The sequence below is a fragment of the Priestia sp. J2 genome, from assembly GCF_020790095.1.
Taxonomy (GTDB): Bacteria; Bacillota; Bacilli; order Bacillales; family Bacillaceae_H; genus Priestia; species Priestia zanthoxyli.
Window position 1 is genome coordinate 636,820 of record NZ_CP086208.1, and the last position, 17,162, is coordinate 653,981.

Below are 17,162 nucleotides of genomic sequence, written 5' to 3' on the forward strand. Positions count from 1 at the left end.
ACGTTTTTATTTGATAGGCAGGAGGAATAGAAGTGTATACCCAACTCTCACAGCTAAGCATAGAAGAGCAAGTTGAATGTTTAACAAAAGCGTTAGTGAAAATCAAAAGTATCAATGGGACAAGCGGCGAAGTAAAGATTGCTGATTTCATTAAAAACACGCTTCAAAGTTTTCCTTATTTCAAAGAAAATCCCCTTCACGTTTGGGAACAGAAAATTAATGGCGATACGCTAGGTAGAAAAAATGTATTTGCTTTTATTCAAGGCAGCAAAAAAAATGCTCAAACAATGATTTATCACGCTCACTTAGATACGGTTGGCATTGAAGATTTTGGTCCATTAAAAGACATAGCGTTAGATCCAGAAGAACTTCAGCACTATTTCTCTATGCATAACATTAATGAAGATGTACAGCGAGATGCTCGTTCAGGTGAATGGATGTTTGGAAGAGGAGCCGTTGATATGCAAAGTGGAATTGCTGTACATTTAGCCAATGTGCTGCATTTTACTAAGCATCGAGATCAATTAGAAGGAAACGTCCTTTTTATGGTCAACCCAGATGAGGAAAGTCAGCATGCTGGAATTATTTCTGCTGTTTCTGAACTGAACCGTTTGAAAAAAGAGAAAAATCTTTCATATGTAGCAGCGATTAATACCGACTTTATTACACCTCTTTACGATGGAGATTCCACGCGCTATATTTATACAGGAGCTGCTGGGAAACTGCTTCCATGTTTTTATATTTACGGAAGGGAGGTACACGTAGGAGATACGCTTGCTGGTATAGATCCTAATTTGATTGCATCTGAGATTACGGGAAGCATCCATAACAATATTAATCTAGCTGAAAATATTGAAGGAGAGCTGGTACTGCCACCTTCCTGTCTGTATCAACGAGATAATAAAGAGGCTTATAATGTGCAAACCGCCGTAAGCAGTCATTTGTATTTTAACTATTTCATCTATGAACGAACGGCAAAAGAAGTGATGAGTCAATTAATTGGATTATCAATCGAAGCATGTGAAAAAGTAGAGAAAAAACTTTCTGATTATTACGAACTTTTTGCGCGAAGAACGAATTTACCAAAGCGAAACTTGTCTTGGAAAGTGGATGTTGTGAGTTTGGAAGATTATCTGGAAGAATTGGATCAAAAAGGGATAAATGCTCAGGCTTGTATTGAACGAGCTTTCGAACAGTATGCGCATTTAGAACTTAGAACAAGGTGCTTTAAAGTAATTGAAGAACTTCAAAAGTTAGATCCGCATCAAAGTCCGCGCGTAATTGTCTTTTTTGCACCGCCTTATTTGCCTCATAATCACTTGAAGAAAGACGAAAGCAGAGATCAGCAGCTTCTTTATCCTTTACAAGCGGCTGTGGAGAAGGTTGGAAAACAGACGGGAGAGACGTTTCAGTTTAAAAATTTTTTTCCCTACCTAGCGGATGGCAGCTTTTTATCTCTTCATGAGACAGATGAGGAAATCGATGCTTTTACACGTAACTTTCCGGGGTGGGGGATTGCAGGGGCGATTCCTTTCCGTGAAATTCGAGAGTTAAATATTCCGTCCATCAATATAGGAGTATATGGGAAAGACGGACATAAGTGGACAGAGCGAGTGTATAAGCCTTATTCGTTCGGCGTCCTTCCTAAGCTGATTCAAGAAACAACTGTTCAGATGCTAAAAAGTAAGCATGCTTGTACAAACCACATATAAGAAAATGAAGAACGGAGGTACCGATGAATAGACATACAGAACAAAACCAATTACAGAGAACAATGAAAAGCAGACATTTATTTATGATTGCGTTAGGAGGCGTGATTGGAACAGGCCTATTTTTAGGTTCGGGTTTTACTATTAGCCAGGCAGGGCCGGGAGGAGCCATTCTTGCTTATATAATAGGCGGCTTCCTCATGTACTTAGTTATGCTTTGTTTAGGAGAGCTAGCGGTAGCAATGCCGGTTTCAGGTTCCTTTCAAGAATACGCTACAAGGTTTTTAGGACCTTCTACAGGCTTTATGATTGGATGGCTGTACTGGTTCAGCTGGGCAAATACGACAGGGCTTGAATTTACGTCAGCAGGAATTTTAATGCAGAGGTGGTTTCCTGATGTACCTATATGGTCATGGTGCTTGATTTTTGGCGTCATTACGTTTTTAATTAACGCTCTTTCTGCTCGAAGCTATGCTGAAACTGAGTTTTGGTTTTCGAGTATTAAAGTTACGGCTATTATTCTATTTATTTTAATTGGAGGAGCTGCTGTTTTTGGTTTTATTGATTTTAAAGGAGGAGAACCCGCACCGTTTCTTTCACATTTTACCCAAGGCGCAGGTCTTTTTCCAAATGGAATACTGGCAGTTTTATTGACTTTAGTAACGGTTAACTTTTCGTTTCAAGGAACGGAGCTTGTCGGCATTGCAGCAGGAGAAAGTGAAAGTCCTGAGAAAACGTTGCCGAGATCTATTCGAAACGTCATTTGGAGAACGCTGTTTTTCTTTGTGTTAGCTATGTTTGTTTTAGTCTCTATTCTGCCATACAAAACAGCGGGAGTTATTGAAAGTCCGTTTGTTGCCGTATTAGATCAAATTGGAATTCCCTATGCAGCGGATATCATGAACTTTGTCATTTTAACAGCTGTGTTATCCGTGGCGAACTCTGGGGTCTACGCTGCTTCCCGTATGCTTTGGTCATTGTCAAACAGCAATATGGGGCCAAAACCTTTAAAGAAATTATCTTCAAAAGGTGTTCCAATTAACGCGTTAATTGTGACGATGATTATTTCGGGATGCTCGCTGATTACAAGCGTCGTGGCTGCTGAAACCGTATATCTTTGGTTTATTTCGATTTCAGGAATGGTGACCATTATTGTTTGGATGTCCATTTGTGCCTCTCAATTTATGTTCCGCCGTCGTTTTTTAGCGGAAGGAGGAGATGTAAAGGAATTGAAATTTAAAACGCCCCTTTATCCGTTCGTTCCTATTCTAGGTTTTTGTTTGTATGGACTTGTATTAATCAGCTTAATTTTTATTCCGGATCAACGAATTGGTCTTTACTGCGGGGTCCCTTTAATTATTGTACTCTACGTGTATTATCACGTAGGAATCAAGAAAAATATTAATCAAAAACAATCGGATTCACCGGTTTATAAAGCAAAATAAAAAAGAAGTGCACTGTGCACTTCTTTTTTATTTAGAGCGGATGTCTAATCGTTTCATACGATACTGCAAGCTTTGTCTAGTCAGCCCTAGTATCTTAGCACTTTTTGAGATGTTGTGGCTGTGTTGTTCAAGCGTTTGTTTAATACATTCTGCTTCGAACGCTAACAGCTGTTCCTTTAAAGGAAGAGGAGGGTGAAAAGCGCTTGGATAAGAGGGTGCTTCACCGCTTGTTTTATCTTCAAAATGTTCATGCTGCTTTAGCTGGAACTTTGTTCTGTATTGAAAAGGAAGGTGAGAATAGTGAATAACATCTTCATCCATCACCAAGTTCATTGCACCTTCAATAATGTGTTCTAATTCCCGTACGTTTCCTGGCCAGTCATAAGAGAGAAAAGAAGACATGACTTGGTGATCTACGGTTTTTACATTCATCTGAAACAAATCATTGTATTTTTTGATGAAAAACTTTGTTAATTCAATAATATCTTCTTTTCGTTCACGAAGAGGAGGAATAAAAAGCGTCACGACGCCAAGTCGATAATATAAGTCTTTACGTAATCGATTTTCTGCAATCGCATCGATTGGGTCTTCATTCATGTTCGCGATGACTCGAACGTTCACCGGTTTGTCTACTGTATCCCCAATTCTTCGTACGGTTTTTTCTTGCAGTACTCGAAGAAGCTTAGCCTGCAGATTTGGATTCAACGAGTTGATTTCATCTAGCAGTAATGTGCCTCCTTGCGCTTGTTCGAAAAGACCAGGATTATCCATTGCACCTGTAAAAGCTCCGCGTTTCGTACCGAACAAAAGGCTTTCAATTAAATTATCCGGTAGCGCAGCGCAGTTTTGTGAAATAAAAGGAGCGGAAGAGCGGCTGCTGCCATTATGTATGCTTTGGGCAAACAGTTCTTTCCCCGTGCCTGTTTCTCCAATAATTAAGACATAAGAAGGAGTTCTAGTGGCGCGCTTAGCGTCTTCAATAACATCGTGAACGGCTTGACTGCTTCCGATGATGCTATCAAACGTAAAGCGTGTGTTTCCTTTTTGCCTAATGTTTTGCCGGATTAGACGCTCTAGTTTCGTCACGTCTTGAGCAATTTCAACCGCTCCTTGAATGACACCGTTTTTTAAAATAGGGAAGGTATTATTAATCGTCGTGATTTCTTGTCCTTGATTGTTGAAATACGTTTGTTTGACGTTAACCGTTTCTTTTCCTTTTTGCAGCGCCTGTACAAGCGTGCTTTGCTGATTTTCTTTGAACATAAACACATCTAACAAGTTTTTATGTAAAACGTCTTGTTCATCCATCAGCTCCATCTTTGTCATCTTTTCATTGTAAATAATGGTTTTTCCTGTTTCATCGACCGCATGGATACCGGCATCGACTTTATTTAAAATGGTTTCATATATATGTTTAAGAGTGCTTAATGTATCGGTCATTCAAATACTCTCCTTTAGCGGTGTTCATATCTCTATTTAAACAAAAATAGCTGAATTCTGATAGTGTTTCCATAGAAAAATAAATGAATGACCGAAGAGAAATGTTATCCGTTTACAATGGATCCTCCATTAATGTGAAGGACTTGCCCGGACATATAAGAAGAATCAGAGCTTGCCAAATATACATAGGCCGCTCCGAGCTCAGAAGGCTGTCCTGCTCGTTTCATAGGTGTGTTAGACCCAAATGTTGCAACTTGCTGTTCGTCGAACGTAGACGGAATAAGAGGTGTCCAGATGGGTCCTGGAGCTACGCCGTTTACACGAATGCCTTTTGTTGCGAGCGAAGCTGACAAAGAACGTGTGAAAGCCACGATAGCACCCTTGGTTGAAGAGTAGTCAATCAGCTGGTCATGCCCATGATAGGCTGTCACAGACGTTGTATTAATAATAGCGCTTCCTTGTTTTAAATGAGGCAATGCAGCTTTGGTCAAATGGAAAATTGAAAAAATATTCGTTTGAAACGTACGGGTAAGCTGTTCAGTCGTGATATCCGTAATACTTTTTTGAGGGTGCTGTTCAGCTGCATTATTGACTAAGATGTCTATTTTTCCGAAAGTCTGAATGGCCTTTGAGATGACTTCTTGACAAAAATGTTCATCTCCTATGTCACCAGCAAGCAACAAACAAGAAGCTCCCATTCGTTCAACTTGTTTTTTAGTTTCATTTGCATCATCATGTTCATTCAGATAGGTTACGACAACATTTGCGCCTTCTTTCGCGTAATGATAAGCGACAGAACGTCCAATTCCGCTGTCTCCTCCGGTGATAACGGCTACTTTATTCTGTAATTTTCCGCTTGCCTTATAGTCTGGAGCGATAGAGGTAGGGACTGGATGCATATCTTTCTCAATACCTGGCTGAGTTTGCTGATGCTGAGGAGGGAAGTTTTGTTTTTGATTTTGATTCATTAGTATACACTCCTTAATTAATATGAGTATGTAAGCGTATACTAGTATTTGTTAAGAGAGTGTATCTATGCATAGGGAAGCCTAAACGGATAAAAAAGGCTTTAAAAGAAAAAATGAATGCCGGAGGCATCCATTTTTAGCGGTAATTAATAAATTGTACGTCAATAGGTAAATCAGCGCTGCGAATAGCTGAAATAATTTGCTGCAGGTCATCACGATTTTTACCGCTTACGCGAAGCTGATCATCTTGAATTTGGCTTTTTACTTTTAAACCGGTATTTTTAATAATTGTATTTAGCTTTTTAGCGTTGTCTTTGTCGATACCTTGAATTAACTTAGCGCGCTGTCTAACCGTTCCTCCAGAAGCATTTTCAATTTTACCGTAGGAGATATTGCGTGTAGGTACGCCGCGTTTGATGAGCTTAGAAATCAGTACGTCTTTTAACTGTTCAAGCTTAAATTCATCATCAGAAATAAGAACAAGCTCTTCGTTTTCGAGCGAGATTTCGCTTTTACTGCCTTTAAAATCATAGCGGGTTTTAATTTCCTTTGTTGCCATGGTAATGCCGTTTGTTACCTCTGATAAATCAACTTGTGACACAACGTCAAATGAACTATCTTTAGCCATAATAACCTCCATATGTAAAGAGTTTGTTCTTTTATTATAAATAAAACACAAACTGTATACAACTGATATTGAATAGAGAGCCGGTAATTGATACAATACAAGTTATGCTTTTTGTTGTAAGCTATAGAAGCAGCTTTTTTAAACAATGCGTGCATTTTAGTTGATTTGAAATTTGAAATGCTGTTTGATGCAAAGTGAGAAGGTATGTGGTGAAGGAACAATCACTACTAATTTATATAAAGGATGGATAGAACGATGAATGTAGAAGCTGGGATGAAAGCGTATTTAACAGTAAACCGGGAAACGCCGATTGGTTATATGTTAGCAGAAGGTGAAGAAGAAATTTTGCTACATAAAAATGAAACAACAACAGAACTTGCTGAAGGGGAAGAAGTAGAAGTTTTTTTATACCTTGATCAGCAAGACCGCTTAACGGCAACGATGCACTTACCTCTTGTTGAAGAAGGTGTCTATGAGTGGGTTGAAGTCGTAGATGTTAATCCGGGTTTAGGCGTGTTTGTAAATATCGGCATGAACAAAGATATGTTAATTGGTTCAACAGACTTACCTGCGCTAGAAGAGCTGTGGCCAGAAGTTGGAAATAAAGTTTACTGTACGATGAAGATTTCAAAGCGCGGTAAAATGTACGGGAAAATTGCTACAGACGATGTGATGAAAGCAATGGCATTAGATGCTCCACCTGAACTTTTTAATCGTGAAGTGAGCGGATATATCTACCGTGTCCTGCGCGTAGGTTCATTTATTATGACAGATGAAGGATATGTTGGATTTATTCACGAAAGCGAAAGACGTAAAGAACCGAAGCTTGGTACGCATGTAACTGGCCGCGTCATTAATGTAAAAGAAGATGGAACGCTAAACGTATCGCTTCTTCCGCGCAAACAAGAAAGCATGGATGAAGATGCACAAGTACTATACGATTACATGGAAAGCCGCGGTGGCGTTATGCCATTTTGGGATAAAAGCTATCCAGAAGATATTCGTGAGCGCTTTAATATGAGTAAAGCTGCGTTCAAACGTGCGCTTGGTAAACTGATGAAAGAAGGAAAAGTTTATCAAGAAGAAGGATGGACATATTTTAAAAAAGAAGAAAACTAAAAGGAGAAGCCGCTGAAAATTCAGCGGCTTCTTTTTATAAGTGATCAGTTTTTTTAGAAAATGAATGTTTTCCAAGCTCACGGTTATGCTTAGCTTGCAGATTCTTTTCGTGAAGCTTTGCGTTATTATCTTTTGCTTTTTTATCGTTATCGCTCGTTTTTGGCATTGTGATACACCCCTTTTTGATCGTACCTTTAGAATGCCCTGACCTCTTTAAATTATTCGATGGTTTCGTTCAAAAAGAAGACTGCAATTGTCCCTGGGCCAGAATGAGAACCTATGGCTGCACCAATAATATTAATAATAAAATGTTTGGTGCCAAAACGTTCTTGAATCATCTCTTTCAGCTGAAGAGCTGTTTCTAAATCATCTCCATGGCTAATTCCAATGGTTTGAGAAGAGAGATTTTTTCCTCGCTCTTCCATCACGTCAAGCATGCGTTTAAATACTTTTTTACGGCCGCGGATCTTTTCGATTGGAATCAATTTTCCATCTTCCACATGAAGCAGCGGCTTAATATTAAGCAGACCTCCTACAAAAGCAGAAGCTTTGCTCACGCGGCCTCCTTGAGCAAGAAAATCCAAGTCATCAACCGTAAAAATATGCTCCATATGCAGAGCGTATTGCTTTATTTTTTCTGTCATTTCTACTAGCGAGAGGTTTTGGTGTAATAATTGTGCTGCATAATAAGTAACTACTCCCTGGCCAAGAGATGCACATTTCGTATCGATTATTTCTAATTGGAAATCGGGATACTTTTCTAGGAGTTCTTCTCGAATCATCATTGCTGTTTGATATGTACCGGACAATTCCGAAGAAAAAGCTAAATAAATGCACGAATCACCTGATTTAGCTATGTTCTCAAAGACTTCATACATAGTAGTTGGAGCCGCTTGAGACGTTTTCGGCATCTTGCCTTTACGGATGGCTTCGTAGACAGAAGCTGGTTCAATCGTTTGTAGATCTAAAAATTCTTGATTATCCAAGCTTACGCGAAGCGGTAAAAAGCCAACGTTATTTTCTTGAAAAAAGGATAAAGGCAAATCGCTTGCACTATCGGTTAAAAGTTTAATTGACATAAATGTCACCTTCCTAATTGCATTTATAAAATATGAAATGAGTTTGATGTATAAACATTGAAAAGCGTTATATACGACATAGTATTAGTGTATAAGCACTTGGAGGAAAATACAATTTTTGAATAAGTTTTTTTAATTCTGCCAAATCGTACATACTATATGTACTAACTATTTTAAAGATGCTGACTTTATTCATTTTATAAATGGGTATAAGGAAGTAAGAAGTTTTAAAAAGCGGAGGTCGGTCATTTGAATATGTGGCTTGAAACAAAAAAAGCGATAGTCGTCTTAGTAGGAGCATTATTGAATGCGCTTGCGCTCAACTTGTTTTTGATACCTGCTAATGTATATTCGAGCGGCTTTACGGGAGTAGCACAGCTTGTTTCGAGTATCGTGACAGATTACACTCCTTTTACTATTTCCACTGGAGTGCTGCTGTTGTTGTTAAATATTCCTGTAACTATTTTAGGGTGGAAAAAAGTGGGGAAGTCATTTACTGTTTACAGTTTTATCAGCGTTGCTGCAACAACTTTGTTTCTTGGAATTATTCCTATTCAAGCACTTTCTAAGGACATCATCCTTAATGCAGTTTTTGGAGGCGTTATTTTAGCGGTAGGGGTAGGAATTACGTTAAAATTTGGAGCTTCAACTGGTGGGCTCGATATCATTGCCCTGATTTTGTCCCGAGTAAAAGACCGACCAATTGGCACTTATATGTTCATATTAAATGCAATTATTATCGTGCTAGCAGGTCTTTTATATGGTGCTGAGAAGTCACTTTATACGCTTGTGACGCTTTATACGACCACTCGCGTCATTGATGTTATTCATACGCGTCATGTCAAACTCACAGCAATGATCGTAACGAAAAAAGGAGTGGAGCTAAGAAAGGCGATTCATGCCAAACTCGTGCGAGGGATTACGGCGGTACCGGCTAAAGGAGGCTTCACAAACGAAGATAAAGAAATGCTAATGATTGTTTTAACTAGGTATGAATTATTTGACTTGGAACGAGTAATTAAAGAGGTGGATCCTAAGGCATTTACTAATATAGTTCAAACAACGGGAATCTTTGGTTTGTTTCGCAAAGATTAAAAAGAGTCCAGGTATTCATTACCTGGACTCTTTTTTATTAATGTGTGCCTTTTAAGTCATTAGAAAGTTCTTGAAGCTGAGCTTGTTCTTCAGGAGAAGCATTTTGCTGCGCATGAGACAGCATATCAGCTGCAATGTTTTCATCAGAAGCTGCAGACGTATGAGCCTGAGACGTTTGATGATTTTGACCAGCAGCTCCCAATGTATTCTGAAGCTGTTGAAGCTGAGCTTGTTCTTCAGGAGAAGCGCTTTGCTGTGCATGAGACAGCATATCAGCTGCCACGTTTTCACTAGACGTGTGAGCTTCACCGTGAGCGTGAGACTGACCGCCTTCTAAAGTGCTTTGAAGCTGTTCAAGCTGTGCCTTCTCTTCGGAAGAAGCATTCTGAACGATATGAGACAGCGTATCGGACGTAATGTCTGCACTTTTCTCGCGCCCATGTGATTCTCCATCTGTATCATACGCTTGATGCAATGAGTTTTGGAATTGCTTCAGCTGCTCTTGCTCCTCAGGAGAAGCGTTAGAAGCAATACTATTTAATACGCCTTCTGAAATATCAAGTTCACCGTTGCCGTGCTTTTGACGATGAAGCTGATCTTCTGAATGGCCGGATACTGCGTTTCGAATCGCATCTTTTACTTGACCAAAAAGTGAATTTTTCATAAGTTACTGTCCTCCATGAGGAGTTTGGCGCTGGTGAGCTTGAAATGCTTCTGCCTCCGCCATAGTCATATGATAAGGAATTCGTTCATCATGTTTTTGAACTGCGTCTGCACCTTGTTTCACAAAACGTTTTGATCGATTGCCTCTGCCCATCATAAATTCCTCCTCGTAATATAAATAAAACCGACACCTTAAGAAGTGTCGGTTATAGTGTGTGCTAAATAAAAAAAATGATAGCGATAAAAATTTACCTTGCTTTTCAAAAAAAGCTAAGTTATAAATTTAACGTTTTTTCCAAATAATAAGCAATACCATCATTTTCATTCGATTTTGTTACTTCACGCGCTAGCTGCTTTAATTCGCTAATACCATTTTCCATGGCGATACCGTGTCCTGCAAATTTAATCATTTCAAAATCATTGTCTTCATCTCCAAATGCAATAATTCGTTCGCGAGGAATTTGATAATGATTAGCTACGCGCTCAAGACCTACAGCTTTATTAAGTCCTTTTTTTACAATTTCAACGACATGCCAAGGTGCTCCCCAGCGTCTATGTTCTAGTACTTCTGCATGAACATCTGAAAGGTGAGAGCGTATATCTTGTACATGTTCTTCATCTGCGTGAATTAGAATAGACGTTGGATCGTGCTGCAGCGTATGACGCAAATCACCCGTTTGTAATTTAGGATCCCCTAGGCTGAGTACATCCATTAATTTTCGATCTTCAAAATGAAGATACACATCATCTTGTACTTCTGCCATGATATTGTTGATGCGATAGTCTTGCATAGCTGTCACAATGTCATGAACAGTTCGGCGATTTAAAGGTTCGTGATGCGTGCCAAAATCAGGCTGAAGGGGATGATGGACAAGCGCTCCGTTAAAGTTTACGATAGGCGTGGATAAATCTAATTCGCTGTAATACATAGCACTGGAACGATAAGGTCTTCCAGTTGCAATCATTACAATATGTCCGTCTTGTTTGGCTTTTTCTAATACCCGTTTTGTTTTAGGTGAAATGGTTTTTTCATTCGTTAACAATGTTCCATCCAGATCTAAGGCGATTAAGTGTTGATCGTTTCTCATATAGGGCTCCTTTTAAATTGAAGTAGTTATACGATTATATTGAATTCTACTAATATTCATGCTTGTATTCCCATATTTTACACAACTTTTCCTTATGAGCAAAGCAGAACGATTGACATGCAAAAGTTGTCTTGTTACGGTGTAAGACATAGTTATTGATTGCTTACGATAAATTGTTTAAGGGTATATTTAATACGTGAAGATAATTACGGAAGTAAAAGAAAGGAGAATGAATATGGATAAACAGTTAGAAGATAAAATCATGGAATCACTAGAAGAAGTAATTGATCCAGAGCTTGGCGTTGATATCGTAAATTTAGGCTTAGTTTACGGGGTGGAAATGGAAGAAAACAACACGGTTATCGTGACGATGACGTTAACTTCTATTGGCTGCCCGCTAGCGGGTGTGATTGGCGAACAAGTGAAAAAACAATTAATTTCTCTTGAAGAAGTAGAAAATGTAGAAGTGAATATCACATTTAACCCGCCATGGGATAAAGATCGCATGACGCGCTACGCTAAAATTGCATTAGGTGTTCAATAAGAAAAAAAGCCATCAACGATGGCTTTTTTTCTTATTCAATTCTGCACAATTCCACAGGGCAGTCTTCACAGTCTATTTCTTTCTTTAAAAAAGAGAGCTTATGAATGATAATTTTTCCATCTGTCATTGAGATTACTTCATTTTTTCGCAACTCAGCGAGCATACGATTGACCACTTCTCGGGATGTCCCGCATAGATTAGCGATCTCTTGATTTGTCAACGTTACGTTTAATAAAATACCATTTGGCTTCATTACCCCAAAACTATTGGACATGCGAATCAGCGTAGAATAGAGAGCTCCTTTTTTTCCATTTAGAATTAAGTCTCTAAACTTTGTCTGCATTCGCTTAATTTGAAGTCCCATCCACTTCATGTACTCCATGGAAAGAGCAGGGTATTGTGCTAGTTCGTTTTCTAACACCCGTTTTTGAATGCTGATCGCTGTACAAGGTTCAATGGCTTTTGCTTGAAGCATATGGGGAGTAGATCCGCAAAACAGCATAACTTCCCCGATTAAGTCTCCTGAACTTGCCAGCTGAAGCGTCAGTTCGCGTCCTTCCGGCGTCACTTTACTTACTTGTACAGCTCCAGAAGTAATAAAAAATAAATGAGTTGAAGGTGACCCTTCTTGAAAGAGAAAGTCACCTTTTTTAAACGAAATTTTATGATCAAAGTCCATAAAAAATTGCTGCAGCTCATTTGAAAAAGAATCCGTTGTGATGTTCATCATGTTATCACCTTTTACTCAAAATTTTTGCGACTGTTACTTATTAATCTATTAAGTTAGAACAGTCTGTATATCCTGTACGTCCACTAGCCGTATGAAGAAATGTCATACGGATGATTTTTATCGATACTCTTATTATACACAAAAACAACCAGTGTTTTCCAAAACTATCTGTGAACAATTTCTAAACAAAAATAGAAAGATAGTTATAAAAATAAAAACTTATGAATAAATAAAAATGTTTAAAAATATAGAATAAAGTGTTGGTTTTTTTTAAATATTCATTTGATTTTATTTTTATACGGTATTATAATGATAAATAATTCAAATAGATACGTGGAAAAAGGAGTTTTAAAATGAAAGAATACAAGGTAGGAATTGTTGGAGCAACAGGGTATGGAGGAGTAGAACTGATTCGTTTGTTAGCGAATCACCCGCATTTTCATGTTTATGCAGTTTATTCATCCTCTCAGGATGGGATGGAACTAGCAGAAGTTTATCCTCACCTTTCTAATACTGTATATACACTGCAAGATATAAACCCTAAGAACATGGCCAAAGAATTAGACTTAGTGTTTACAGCAACTCCGTCCGGTGTTTCTAGCAAACTTGTACCTCAATTAATAGAAGAAGGAATAAAAGTGGTAGATTTATCTGGAGATTTTAGATTAAAAACAGAAGCTCTTTATGAAAAGTGGTACAAAAAGCCTGCTGCAGCCGAAGCGTTTTTACAACAGTCCGTGTATGGGTTAGCGGAATGGTTTGCAGAAGAAGTTGAAAGCAGTACGTTCGTTGCGAACCCGGGTTGTTATCCAACAGCTACACTGCTTGGGCTAGCGCCTCTCGTTAGTAAACAAATGGTGAAATCAAACTCTATTATCATTGATGCAAAGTCCGGAATTTCAGGAGCAGGACGTGGTCTTTCGCAAATGGCTCATTATGCTGAAATCAATGAAAATATGAAAATATACAAAGTTAATCAGCATCAGCATATCCCAGAAATTGAATCTATTTTAGAAAAGTGGGATGAGGAAATTGGCCATGTTACGTTCAGTACGCACTTAGTTCCAATGACGCGAGGGATTATGAGTACGATATACGCTGAACTTTCTGAAGAGAGCTCAGTACAAGAGCTTCATCAGCTATATGTAGATACATATCAAAACTCCCCATTCGTTCGCGTTCGAAAAGCTGGTGAATTTCCGTCTACTAAAGAAGTAAGTGCATCAAATTATTGCGATATTGGTATTGCATTTGACGAACGAACAAAGCGTGTCACGATTGTTTCTGTCATTGATAACTTAGTTAAAGGGGCAGCCGGTCAGGCCATTCAAAATGCCAATATCATGATGGGATTTGAACAGCAAACGGGTATTGGACTACTGCCTGTCTTCCCATAAAAGCACAGCATCACTAATCACGATAAAAGCAGGAGGGAACGTATAGTGATTACGGTTAAACAAACGAAAGAAAAGATAAAGAAAATAGAGAACGGTACAATTGTAACGCCGCTAGGTTTTTCAGCAGATGGCGTTCACGCTGGTTTACGTTATGCTAAAAAAGATTTAGGAGTTATTGTAAGTGATGTGCCAGCTAATTGCGCAGCTGTTTACACGCTTAATGCCTTCCAAGCAGCGCCTTTAGCTGTTACAAAAGAAAGTGTAGCAGTAGAGCAGAAGCTGCAAGCGATCGTTGTGAACAGCGCATGTGCAAATGCATGTACTGGAGAACAAGGATTAAAAGATGCATACCAAATGCGAAATACATGTGCAGAAAAGCTTAATATTCTACCTCATCATGTAGCGGTAGCTTCTACAGGGGTAATTGGAGAGCTTCTAGATATGGAAAAAATCGTGAAGGGCATTGGGTTATTAAGTCCTTCGTCGAACAAAGAAAAAGCAGAAGAATTTCAAACGGCTATTTTAACAACAGATACCGTAATGAAGTCAGCTTGCTATCAAACAGCCATTGACGGCAAAACGGTTACGATTGGCGGCACAGCGAAAGGATCAGGTATGATTCACCCGAATATGGCTACGATGCTTAGCTTTATCACAACGGATGCTAAGGTTGAAGCTTCAGTACTACAAGATGCGCTGGGTTCTATTACAAATAAAAGCTTTAATCAAATTACAGTAGATGGTGATACGTCTACGAATGATATGGTTGTTGTTTTAGCAAATGGAAAAGCTGATCACCAGCCGCTTACACCAGATCATCCTGAATGGACGTCATTTTATGAAGCACTGCGCTTGACGTGTGAAGATTTAGCCAAACAAATTGCACGCGACGGTGAAGGAGCAACAAAACTAATTGAAGTAAACGTATCTGGTGCTCATACAAACGAAGAGGCAAATGTGATTGCTAAACAAATTGTAGGCTCGAACTTAGTGAAAACGGCCATGTATGGAGCCGATGCCAATTGGGGACGAATTATTTGTTCAGTTGGCTACAGCGGCGTAGCGCTTAATCCAGAAGCAGTGAACGTTTCGTTAGGTGATATCCAAATGCTAAAAAACAGCCAGCCTGTTTCATTTAGTGAAGAAGAAGCAAAAGCTTATTTAGAAAATGATACGGTTGAAGTCTATGTTGACTTGCAGCAGGGAAATGGAATTGGCAAGGCGTGGGGCTGCGATTTGACTTACGATTATGTGAAAATCAACGCCAGTTATCGAACGTAAGGAGAGAGTGAAATGAGCAGTGAACAAATCGTCGTTGTAAAATGCGGAGGCAGCATTATCAATCAGTTAACAAGCGCTTTTTTTGAAAGTATTCAGCAGTTAAAAGCGAGTGGATATCAGATCATTGTTGTGCACGGAGGCGGGCCTGATATTCAAGATACGCTTACCAAGCTTCACATTGAAACGGAATTTGTAGATGGGCTTCGAAAAACGTCCAAAGAAGCATTAGAAGTTGTGACGATGGTATTAGCAGGCAAAGTTAATAAGCATCTTGTAAAAGAACTACAAAAAGCGAACTTAAAAGCAGTAGGACTATCAGGAATTGATGGATCGTTGCTTAAAGCAGAGGCTATCGATGTTGAACGTCTAGGTTACGTTGGAGAAGTAAAAGGCGTAAACGATACATTATTAAAACAACTAACTGACAGTCAGTACATTCCGGTTATTTCTTCCATTGGAGCCGATGAAGAAGGTAATAGCTATAATATTAATGCTGACGTGGCAGCCGGAGCCGTTGCACAAGCAGTAAATGCTGAAAAGCTGATGTTTGTGACGGATGTAAAAGGTGTATTAAAGGATGGAGCATTGCTTCCTGAACTTACAAAGTCAGAGATTGATGCACTTATTGAAGAAAAAGTAATTTACGGCGGAATGATTCCAAAAGTGACATCAGCGGTAAATGCGTTATCTCCTTTACTTGAAGAAGTTCATATTATTAGCGGAACTGATGGATTTTTAGATAAGGAAGGAAAGCTGATTGGTACAGCAATTAAATATAGTGGAAAAGGTGGAGAAGATAGCGATGAGTTCATTGTTTCCAACATATCAACGGTTTGATATCCATGTGGAAGAGGCGCAAGGAACAAAATTAATAGATAACAAAGGAAATGAGTATTTAGATTTTATTTCAGGTATCGCTGTCTGTAACGTAGGCCATCGTCATCCTGATGTTCAAAAAGCGATCGAAGAGCAGTTAAATAAAGTGTGGCACGTGTCAAATTTATTTCATCAATCGATTCAAGAAGATGTAGCAGGTAAGCTTGTGGAACATTCAAACGGTGATGCAGTATTCTTCTGTAACAGCGGTGCAGAAGCCAACGAAGCGGCGATTAAATTAGCGCGCAAGTACACGCAAAAACATAAAATCATTACCTTTACAAAATCATTTCATGGACGTACATTTGCTACCATGACAGCTACAGGGCAGGCAAAAATTCATGATGGCTTCGGTCCTCTTGTTAATGAGTTTGTTTACTTGCCATACAATGATGAAGAAGCATTAAAACAGGAAATGGACGACAGCGTAGCAGCAATTATGGTTGAAGTCATTCAAGGAGAAGGCGGAGTTGTTCCAGGAACCGAAGCATTTTTATTAACTATTCAAGAGCTGTGTAAAAAGCACGAAGCACTGTTTATAGTCGATGAAGTGCAAACTGGAATCGGCAGAACAGGAAAACCATTTGCCTATCAGCATTTTAATGTGTCACCAGATATTATTACAGCAGCTAAAGGGTTAGGAAGCGGAATGCCGGTTGGTGCGATGATTGGAAAAGGCTATCTCAAAGAAGCGTTTGGACCTGGTACTCACGGAACAACCTTTGGAGGAAATCCAATTGCATTAGCTTCAGCTAAAGCAACTTTAAACATTATTTTTAACGAAGCATTTTTAGCAGAGGTTGCAGAAAAAAGCCTTTATTTTACCAACGCTTTGAAAAATAGCGTAGCAGATTATTCATTTGTAAAAGATGTTCGCGGAAAAGGTTTTATGATTGGAATTGAATGCGGAGAACATCAGTCGGCATTGCTTGCAGCAATGCGTGAAAAAGGATTGCTAGCACTGGGAGCAGGACCGCATGTAGTACGATTGCTGCCGCCTTTAACTGTAACAAAAGAAGAGTTAGACCAAGCGATTCATATCATTGAAGAAGCGTTTAGCCAAACAAAAATTACTTCATAATACAAATTTTTTTGAATAT

General features: G+C 38.9%; 18 protein-coding genes. 9 read left to right on the forward strand and 9 right to left on the reverse strand.

What is annotated here, in order from left to right:
* The first annotated feature begins 32 nt into the window (after positions 1-32).
* Positions 33-1,712 carry a M20/M25/M40 family metallo-hydrolase gene (locus LJY09_RS03385; RefSeq protein WP_098625746.1) on the forward strand — a complete coding sequence of 560 codons (1,680 nt, stop codon included), beginning with the start codon at positions 33-35 and terminating at the stop codon, positions 1,710-1,712.
* A gap of 23 nt (positions 1,713-1,735) precedes the next feature.
* The gene (locus tag LJY09_RS03390; protein WP_098113546.1) at positions 1,736-3,154 is read left to right on the forward strand and encodes an amino acid permease; all 1,419 of its coding nucleotides are present in this window, start codon (positions 1,736-1,738) and stop codon (positions 3,152-3,154) included.
* A 27-nt stretch (positions 3,155-3,181) separates the two neighbouring features.
* Here the strand turns inward: LJY09_RS03390 and LJY09_RS03395 are convergent, their stop codons facing one another.
* The 3 genes from LJY09_RS03395 to LJY09_RS03405 form a co-directional block, all read right to left on the reverse strand.
* On the reverse strand, positions 3,182-4,594 hold the full coding sequence (locus tag LJY09_RS03395) for a sigma-54 interaction domain-containing protein (RefSeq protein ID WP_098113545.1): 1,413 nt from the start codon (positions 4,592-4,594) through the stop codon (positions 3,182-3,184).
* A 104-nt stretch (positions 4,595-4,698) separates the two neighbouring features.
* Positions 4,699-5,562, reverse strand: a complete 864-nt coding sequence (locus tag LJY09_RS03400) for an SDR family oxidoreductase (protein ID WP_155010435.1) — start codon at positions 5,560-5,562, stop codon at positions 4,699-4,701.
* A 136-nt stretch (positions 5,563-5,698) separates the two neighbouring features.
* The gene (locus tag LJY09_RS03405; RefSeq protein WP_014461618.1) at positions 5,699-6,190 is read right to left on the reverse strand and encodes a YajQ family cyclic di-GMP-binding protein; all 492 of its coding nucleotides are present in this window, start codon (positions 6,188-6,190) and stop codon (positions 5,699-5,701) included.
* A 255-nt stretch (positions 6,191-6,445) separates the two neighbouring features.
* Between LJY09_RS03405 and LJY09_RS03410 the strand changes: the two genes are divergently transcribed.
* Positions 6,446-7,309, forward strand: coding sequence for a CvfB family protein (locus tag LJY09_RS03410; protein ID WP_098999225.1), 864 nt, complete (start codon positions 6,446-6,448; stop codon positions 7,307-7,309).
* 34 nt (positions 7,310-7,343) lie between these two features.
* On the opposite strand, the gene LJY09_RS03415 is transcribed toward LJY09_RS03410, so the two are convergent.
* On the reverse strand, positions 7,344-7,475 hold the full coding sequence (locus LJY09_RS03415; protein ID WP_013055378.1) for a DUF3941 domain-containing protein: 132 nt from the start codon (positions 7,473-7,475) through the stop codon (positions 7,344-7,346).
* 52 nt (positions 7,476-7,527) lie between these two features.
* The gene (locus LJY09_RS03420; protein WP_028412393.1) at positions 7,528-8,388 is read right to left on the reverse strand and encodes a DegV family protein; all 861 of its coding nucleotides are present in this window, start codon (positions 8,386-8,388) and stop codon (positions 7,528-7,530) included.
* Between the two features lie 255 nt (positions 8,389-8,643).
* Between LJY09_RS03420 and LJY09_RS03425 the strand changes: the two genes are divergently transcribed.
* Complete coding sequence (locus LJY09_RS03425; protein WP_025749916.1) at positions 8,644-9,483, forward strand: YitT family protein; 840 nt, start codon at positions 8,644-8,646, stop codon at positions 9,481-9,483.
* 37 nt (positions 9,484-9,520) lie between these two features.
* Here the strand turns inward: LJY09_RS03425 and LJY09_RS03430 are convergent, their stop codons facing one another.
* The 3 genes from LJY09_RS03430 to LJY09_RS03440 all read right to left on the reverse strand — a co-directional run bounded on the left by LJY09_RS03430 (position 9,521) and on the right by LJY09_RS03440 (position 11,234).
* Complete coding sequence (locus LJY09_RS03430; RefSeq protein ID WP_155010434.1) at positions 9,521-10,147, reverse strand: DUF3813 family protein; 627 nt, start codon at positions 10,145-10,147, stop codon at positions 9,521-9,523.
* A 3-nt stretch (positions 10,148-10,150) separates the two neighbouring features.
* Positions 10,151-10,300, reverse strand: coding sequence for a hypothetical protein (locus LJY09_RS03435; RefSeq protein ID WP_162200718.1), 150 nt, complete (start codon positions 10,298-10,300; stop codon positions 10,151-10,153).
* A 121-nt stretch (positions 10,301-10,421) separates the two neighbouring features.
* Positions 10,422-11,234: a Cof-type HAD-IIB family hydrolase gene (locus LJY09_RS03440; RefSeq protein ID WP_028412391.1), complete on the reverse strand. Its 813-nt coding sequence runs from the start codon at positions 11,232-11,234 to the stop codon at positions 10,422-10,424.
* 235 nt (positions 11,235-11,469) lie between these two features.
* On the opposite strand from LJY09_RS03440, the gene LJY09_RS03445 reads away from it, so the two are divergent.
* Entirely contained in the window at positions 11,470-11,778 is a 309-nt protein-coding gene (locus LJY09_RS03445; protein WP_013055384.1) for a metal-sulfur cluster assembly factor, read from the forward strand.
* Between the two features lie 31 nt (positions 11,779-11,809).
* Here the strand turns inward: LJY09_RS03445 and LJY09_RS03450 are convergent, their stop codons facing one another.
* Positions 11,810-12,508: a Crp/Fnr family transcriptional regulator gene (locus LJY09_RS03450; protein WP_033578032.1), complete on the reverse strand. Its 699-nt coding sequence runs from the start codon at positions 12,506-12,508 to the stop codon at positions 11,810-11,812.
* Between the two features lie 353 nt (positions 12,509-12,861).
* On the opposite strand from LJY09_RS03450, the gene argC reads away from it, so the two are divergent.
* Genes argC through LJY09_RS03470 form a run of 4 tightly spaced genes read left to right on the forward strand, consistent with a single transcriptional unit; the run spans position 12,862 to position 17,143 of the window.
* Positions 12,862-13,905, forward strand: a complete 1,044-nt coding sequence (gene argC / locus LJY09_RS03455) for an N-acetyl-gamma-glutamyl-phosphate reductase (protein ID WP_033578033.1) — start codon at positions 12,862-12,864, stop codon at positions 13,903-13,905.
* Between the two features lie 48 nt (positions 13,906-13,953).
* Positions 13,954-15,186, forward strand: a complete 1,233-nt coding sequence (argJ, locus tag LJY09_RS03460) for a bifunctional ornithine acetyltransferase/N-acetylglutamate synthase (protein ID WP_372507730.1) — start codon at positions 13,954-13,956, stop codon at positions 15,184-15,186.
* 12 nt (positions 15,187-15,198) lie between these two features.
* Positions 15,199-16,023 (forward strand): acetylglutamate kinase, encoded by an 825-nt coding sequence (gene argB / locus LJY09_RS03465; protein ID WP_155010432.1) that lies wholly within the window; start codon positions 15,199-15,201, stop codon positions 16,021-16,023.
* Positions 15,989-17,143, forward strand: coding sequence for an acetylornithine transaminase (locus tag LJY09_RS03470; RefSeq protein ID WP_155010431.1), 1,155 nt, complete (start codon positions 15,989-15,991; stop codon positions 17,141-17,143). Before argB ends, LJY09_RS03470 begins: the two co-directional genes overlap by 35 nt.
* The last annotated feature ends 19 nt before the right edge of the window (positions 17,144-17,162 follow it).

Bases quoted from the DNA above. Each gene is read 5' to 3' on its own strand.
- LJY09_RS03390 (WP_098113546.1), top strand. From the start codon at position 1,736: ATGAATAGACATACAGAACAAAACCAATTACAGAGAACAATGAAAAGC.
- LJY09_RS03395 (WP_098113545.1), bottom strand. From the start codon at position 4,594: ATGACCGATACATTAAGCACTCTTAAACATATATATGAAACCATTTTA.
- LJY09_RS03400 (WP_155010435.1), bottom strand. From the start codon at position 5,562: ATGAATCAAAATCAAAAACAAAACTTCCCTCCTCAGCATCAGCAAACT.
- LJY09_RS03405 (WP_014461618.1), bottom strand. From the start codon at position 6,190: ATGGCTAAAGATAGTTCATTTGACGTTGTGTCACAAGTTGATTTATCA.
- LJY09_RS03410 (WP_098999225.1), top strand. From the start codon at position 6,446: ATGAATGTAGAAGCTGGGATGAAAGCGTATTTAACAGTAAACCGGGAA.
- LJY09_RS03415 (WP_013055378.1), bottom strand. From the start codon at position 7,475: ATGCCAAAAACGAGCGATAACGATAAAAAAGCAAAAGATAATAACGCA.
- LJY09_RS03420 (WP_028412393.1), bottom strand. From the start codon at position 8,388: ATGTCAATTAAACTTTTAACCGATAGTGCAAGCGATTTGCCTTTATCC.
- LJY09_RS03425 (WP_025749916.1), top strand. From the start codon at position 8,644: ATGTGGCTTGAAACAAAAAAAGCGATAGTCGTCTTAGTAGGAGCATTA.
- LJY09_RS03430 (WP_155010434.1), bottom strand. From the start codon at position 10,147: ATGAAAAATTCACTTTTTGGTCAAGTAAAAGATGCGATTCGAAACGCA.
- LJY09_RS03435 (WP_162200718.1), bottom strand. From the start codon at position 10,300: ATGGGCAGAGGCAATCGATCAAAACGTTTTGTGAAACAAGGTGCAGAC.
- LJY09_RS03440 (WP_028412391.1), bottom strand. From the start codon at position 11,234: ATGAGAAACGATCAACACTTAATCGCCTTAGATCTGGATGGAACATTG.
- LJY09_RS03445 (WP_013055384.1), top strand. From the start codon at position 11,470: ATGGATAAACAGTTAGAAGATAAAATCATGGAATCACTAGAAGAAGTA.
- LJY09_RS03450 (WP_033578032.1), bottom strand. From the start codon at position 12,508: ATGATGAACATCACAACGGATTCTTTTTCAAATGAGCTGCAGCAATTT.
- argC (WP_033578033.1), top strand. From the start codon at position 12,862: ATGAAAGAATACAAGGTAGGAATTGTTGGAGCAACAGGGTATGGAGGA.
- argB (WP_155010432.1), top strand. From the start codon at position 15,199: ATGAGCAGTGAACAAATCGTCGTTGTAAAATGCGGAGGCAGCATTATC.
- LJY09_RS03470 (WP_155010431.1), top strand. From the start codon at position 15,989: ATGAGTTCATTGTTTCCAACATATCAACGGTTTGATATCCATGTGGAA.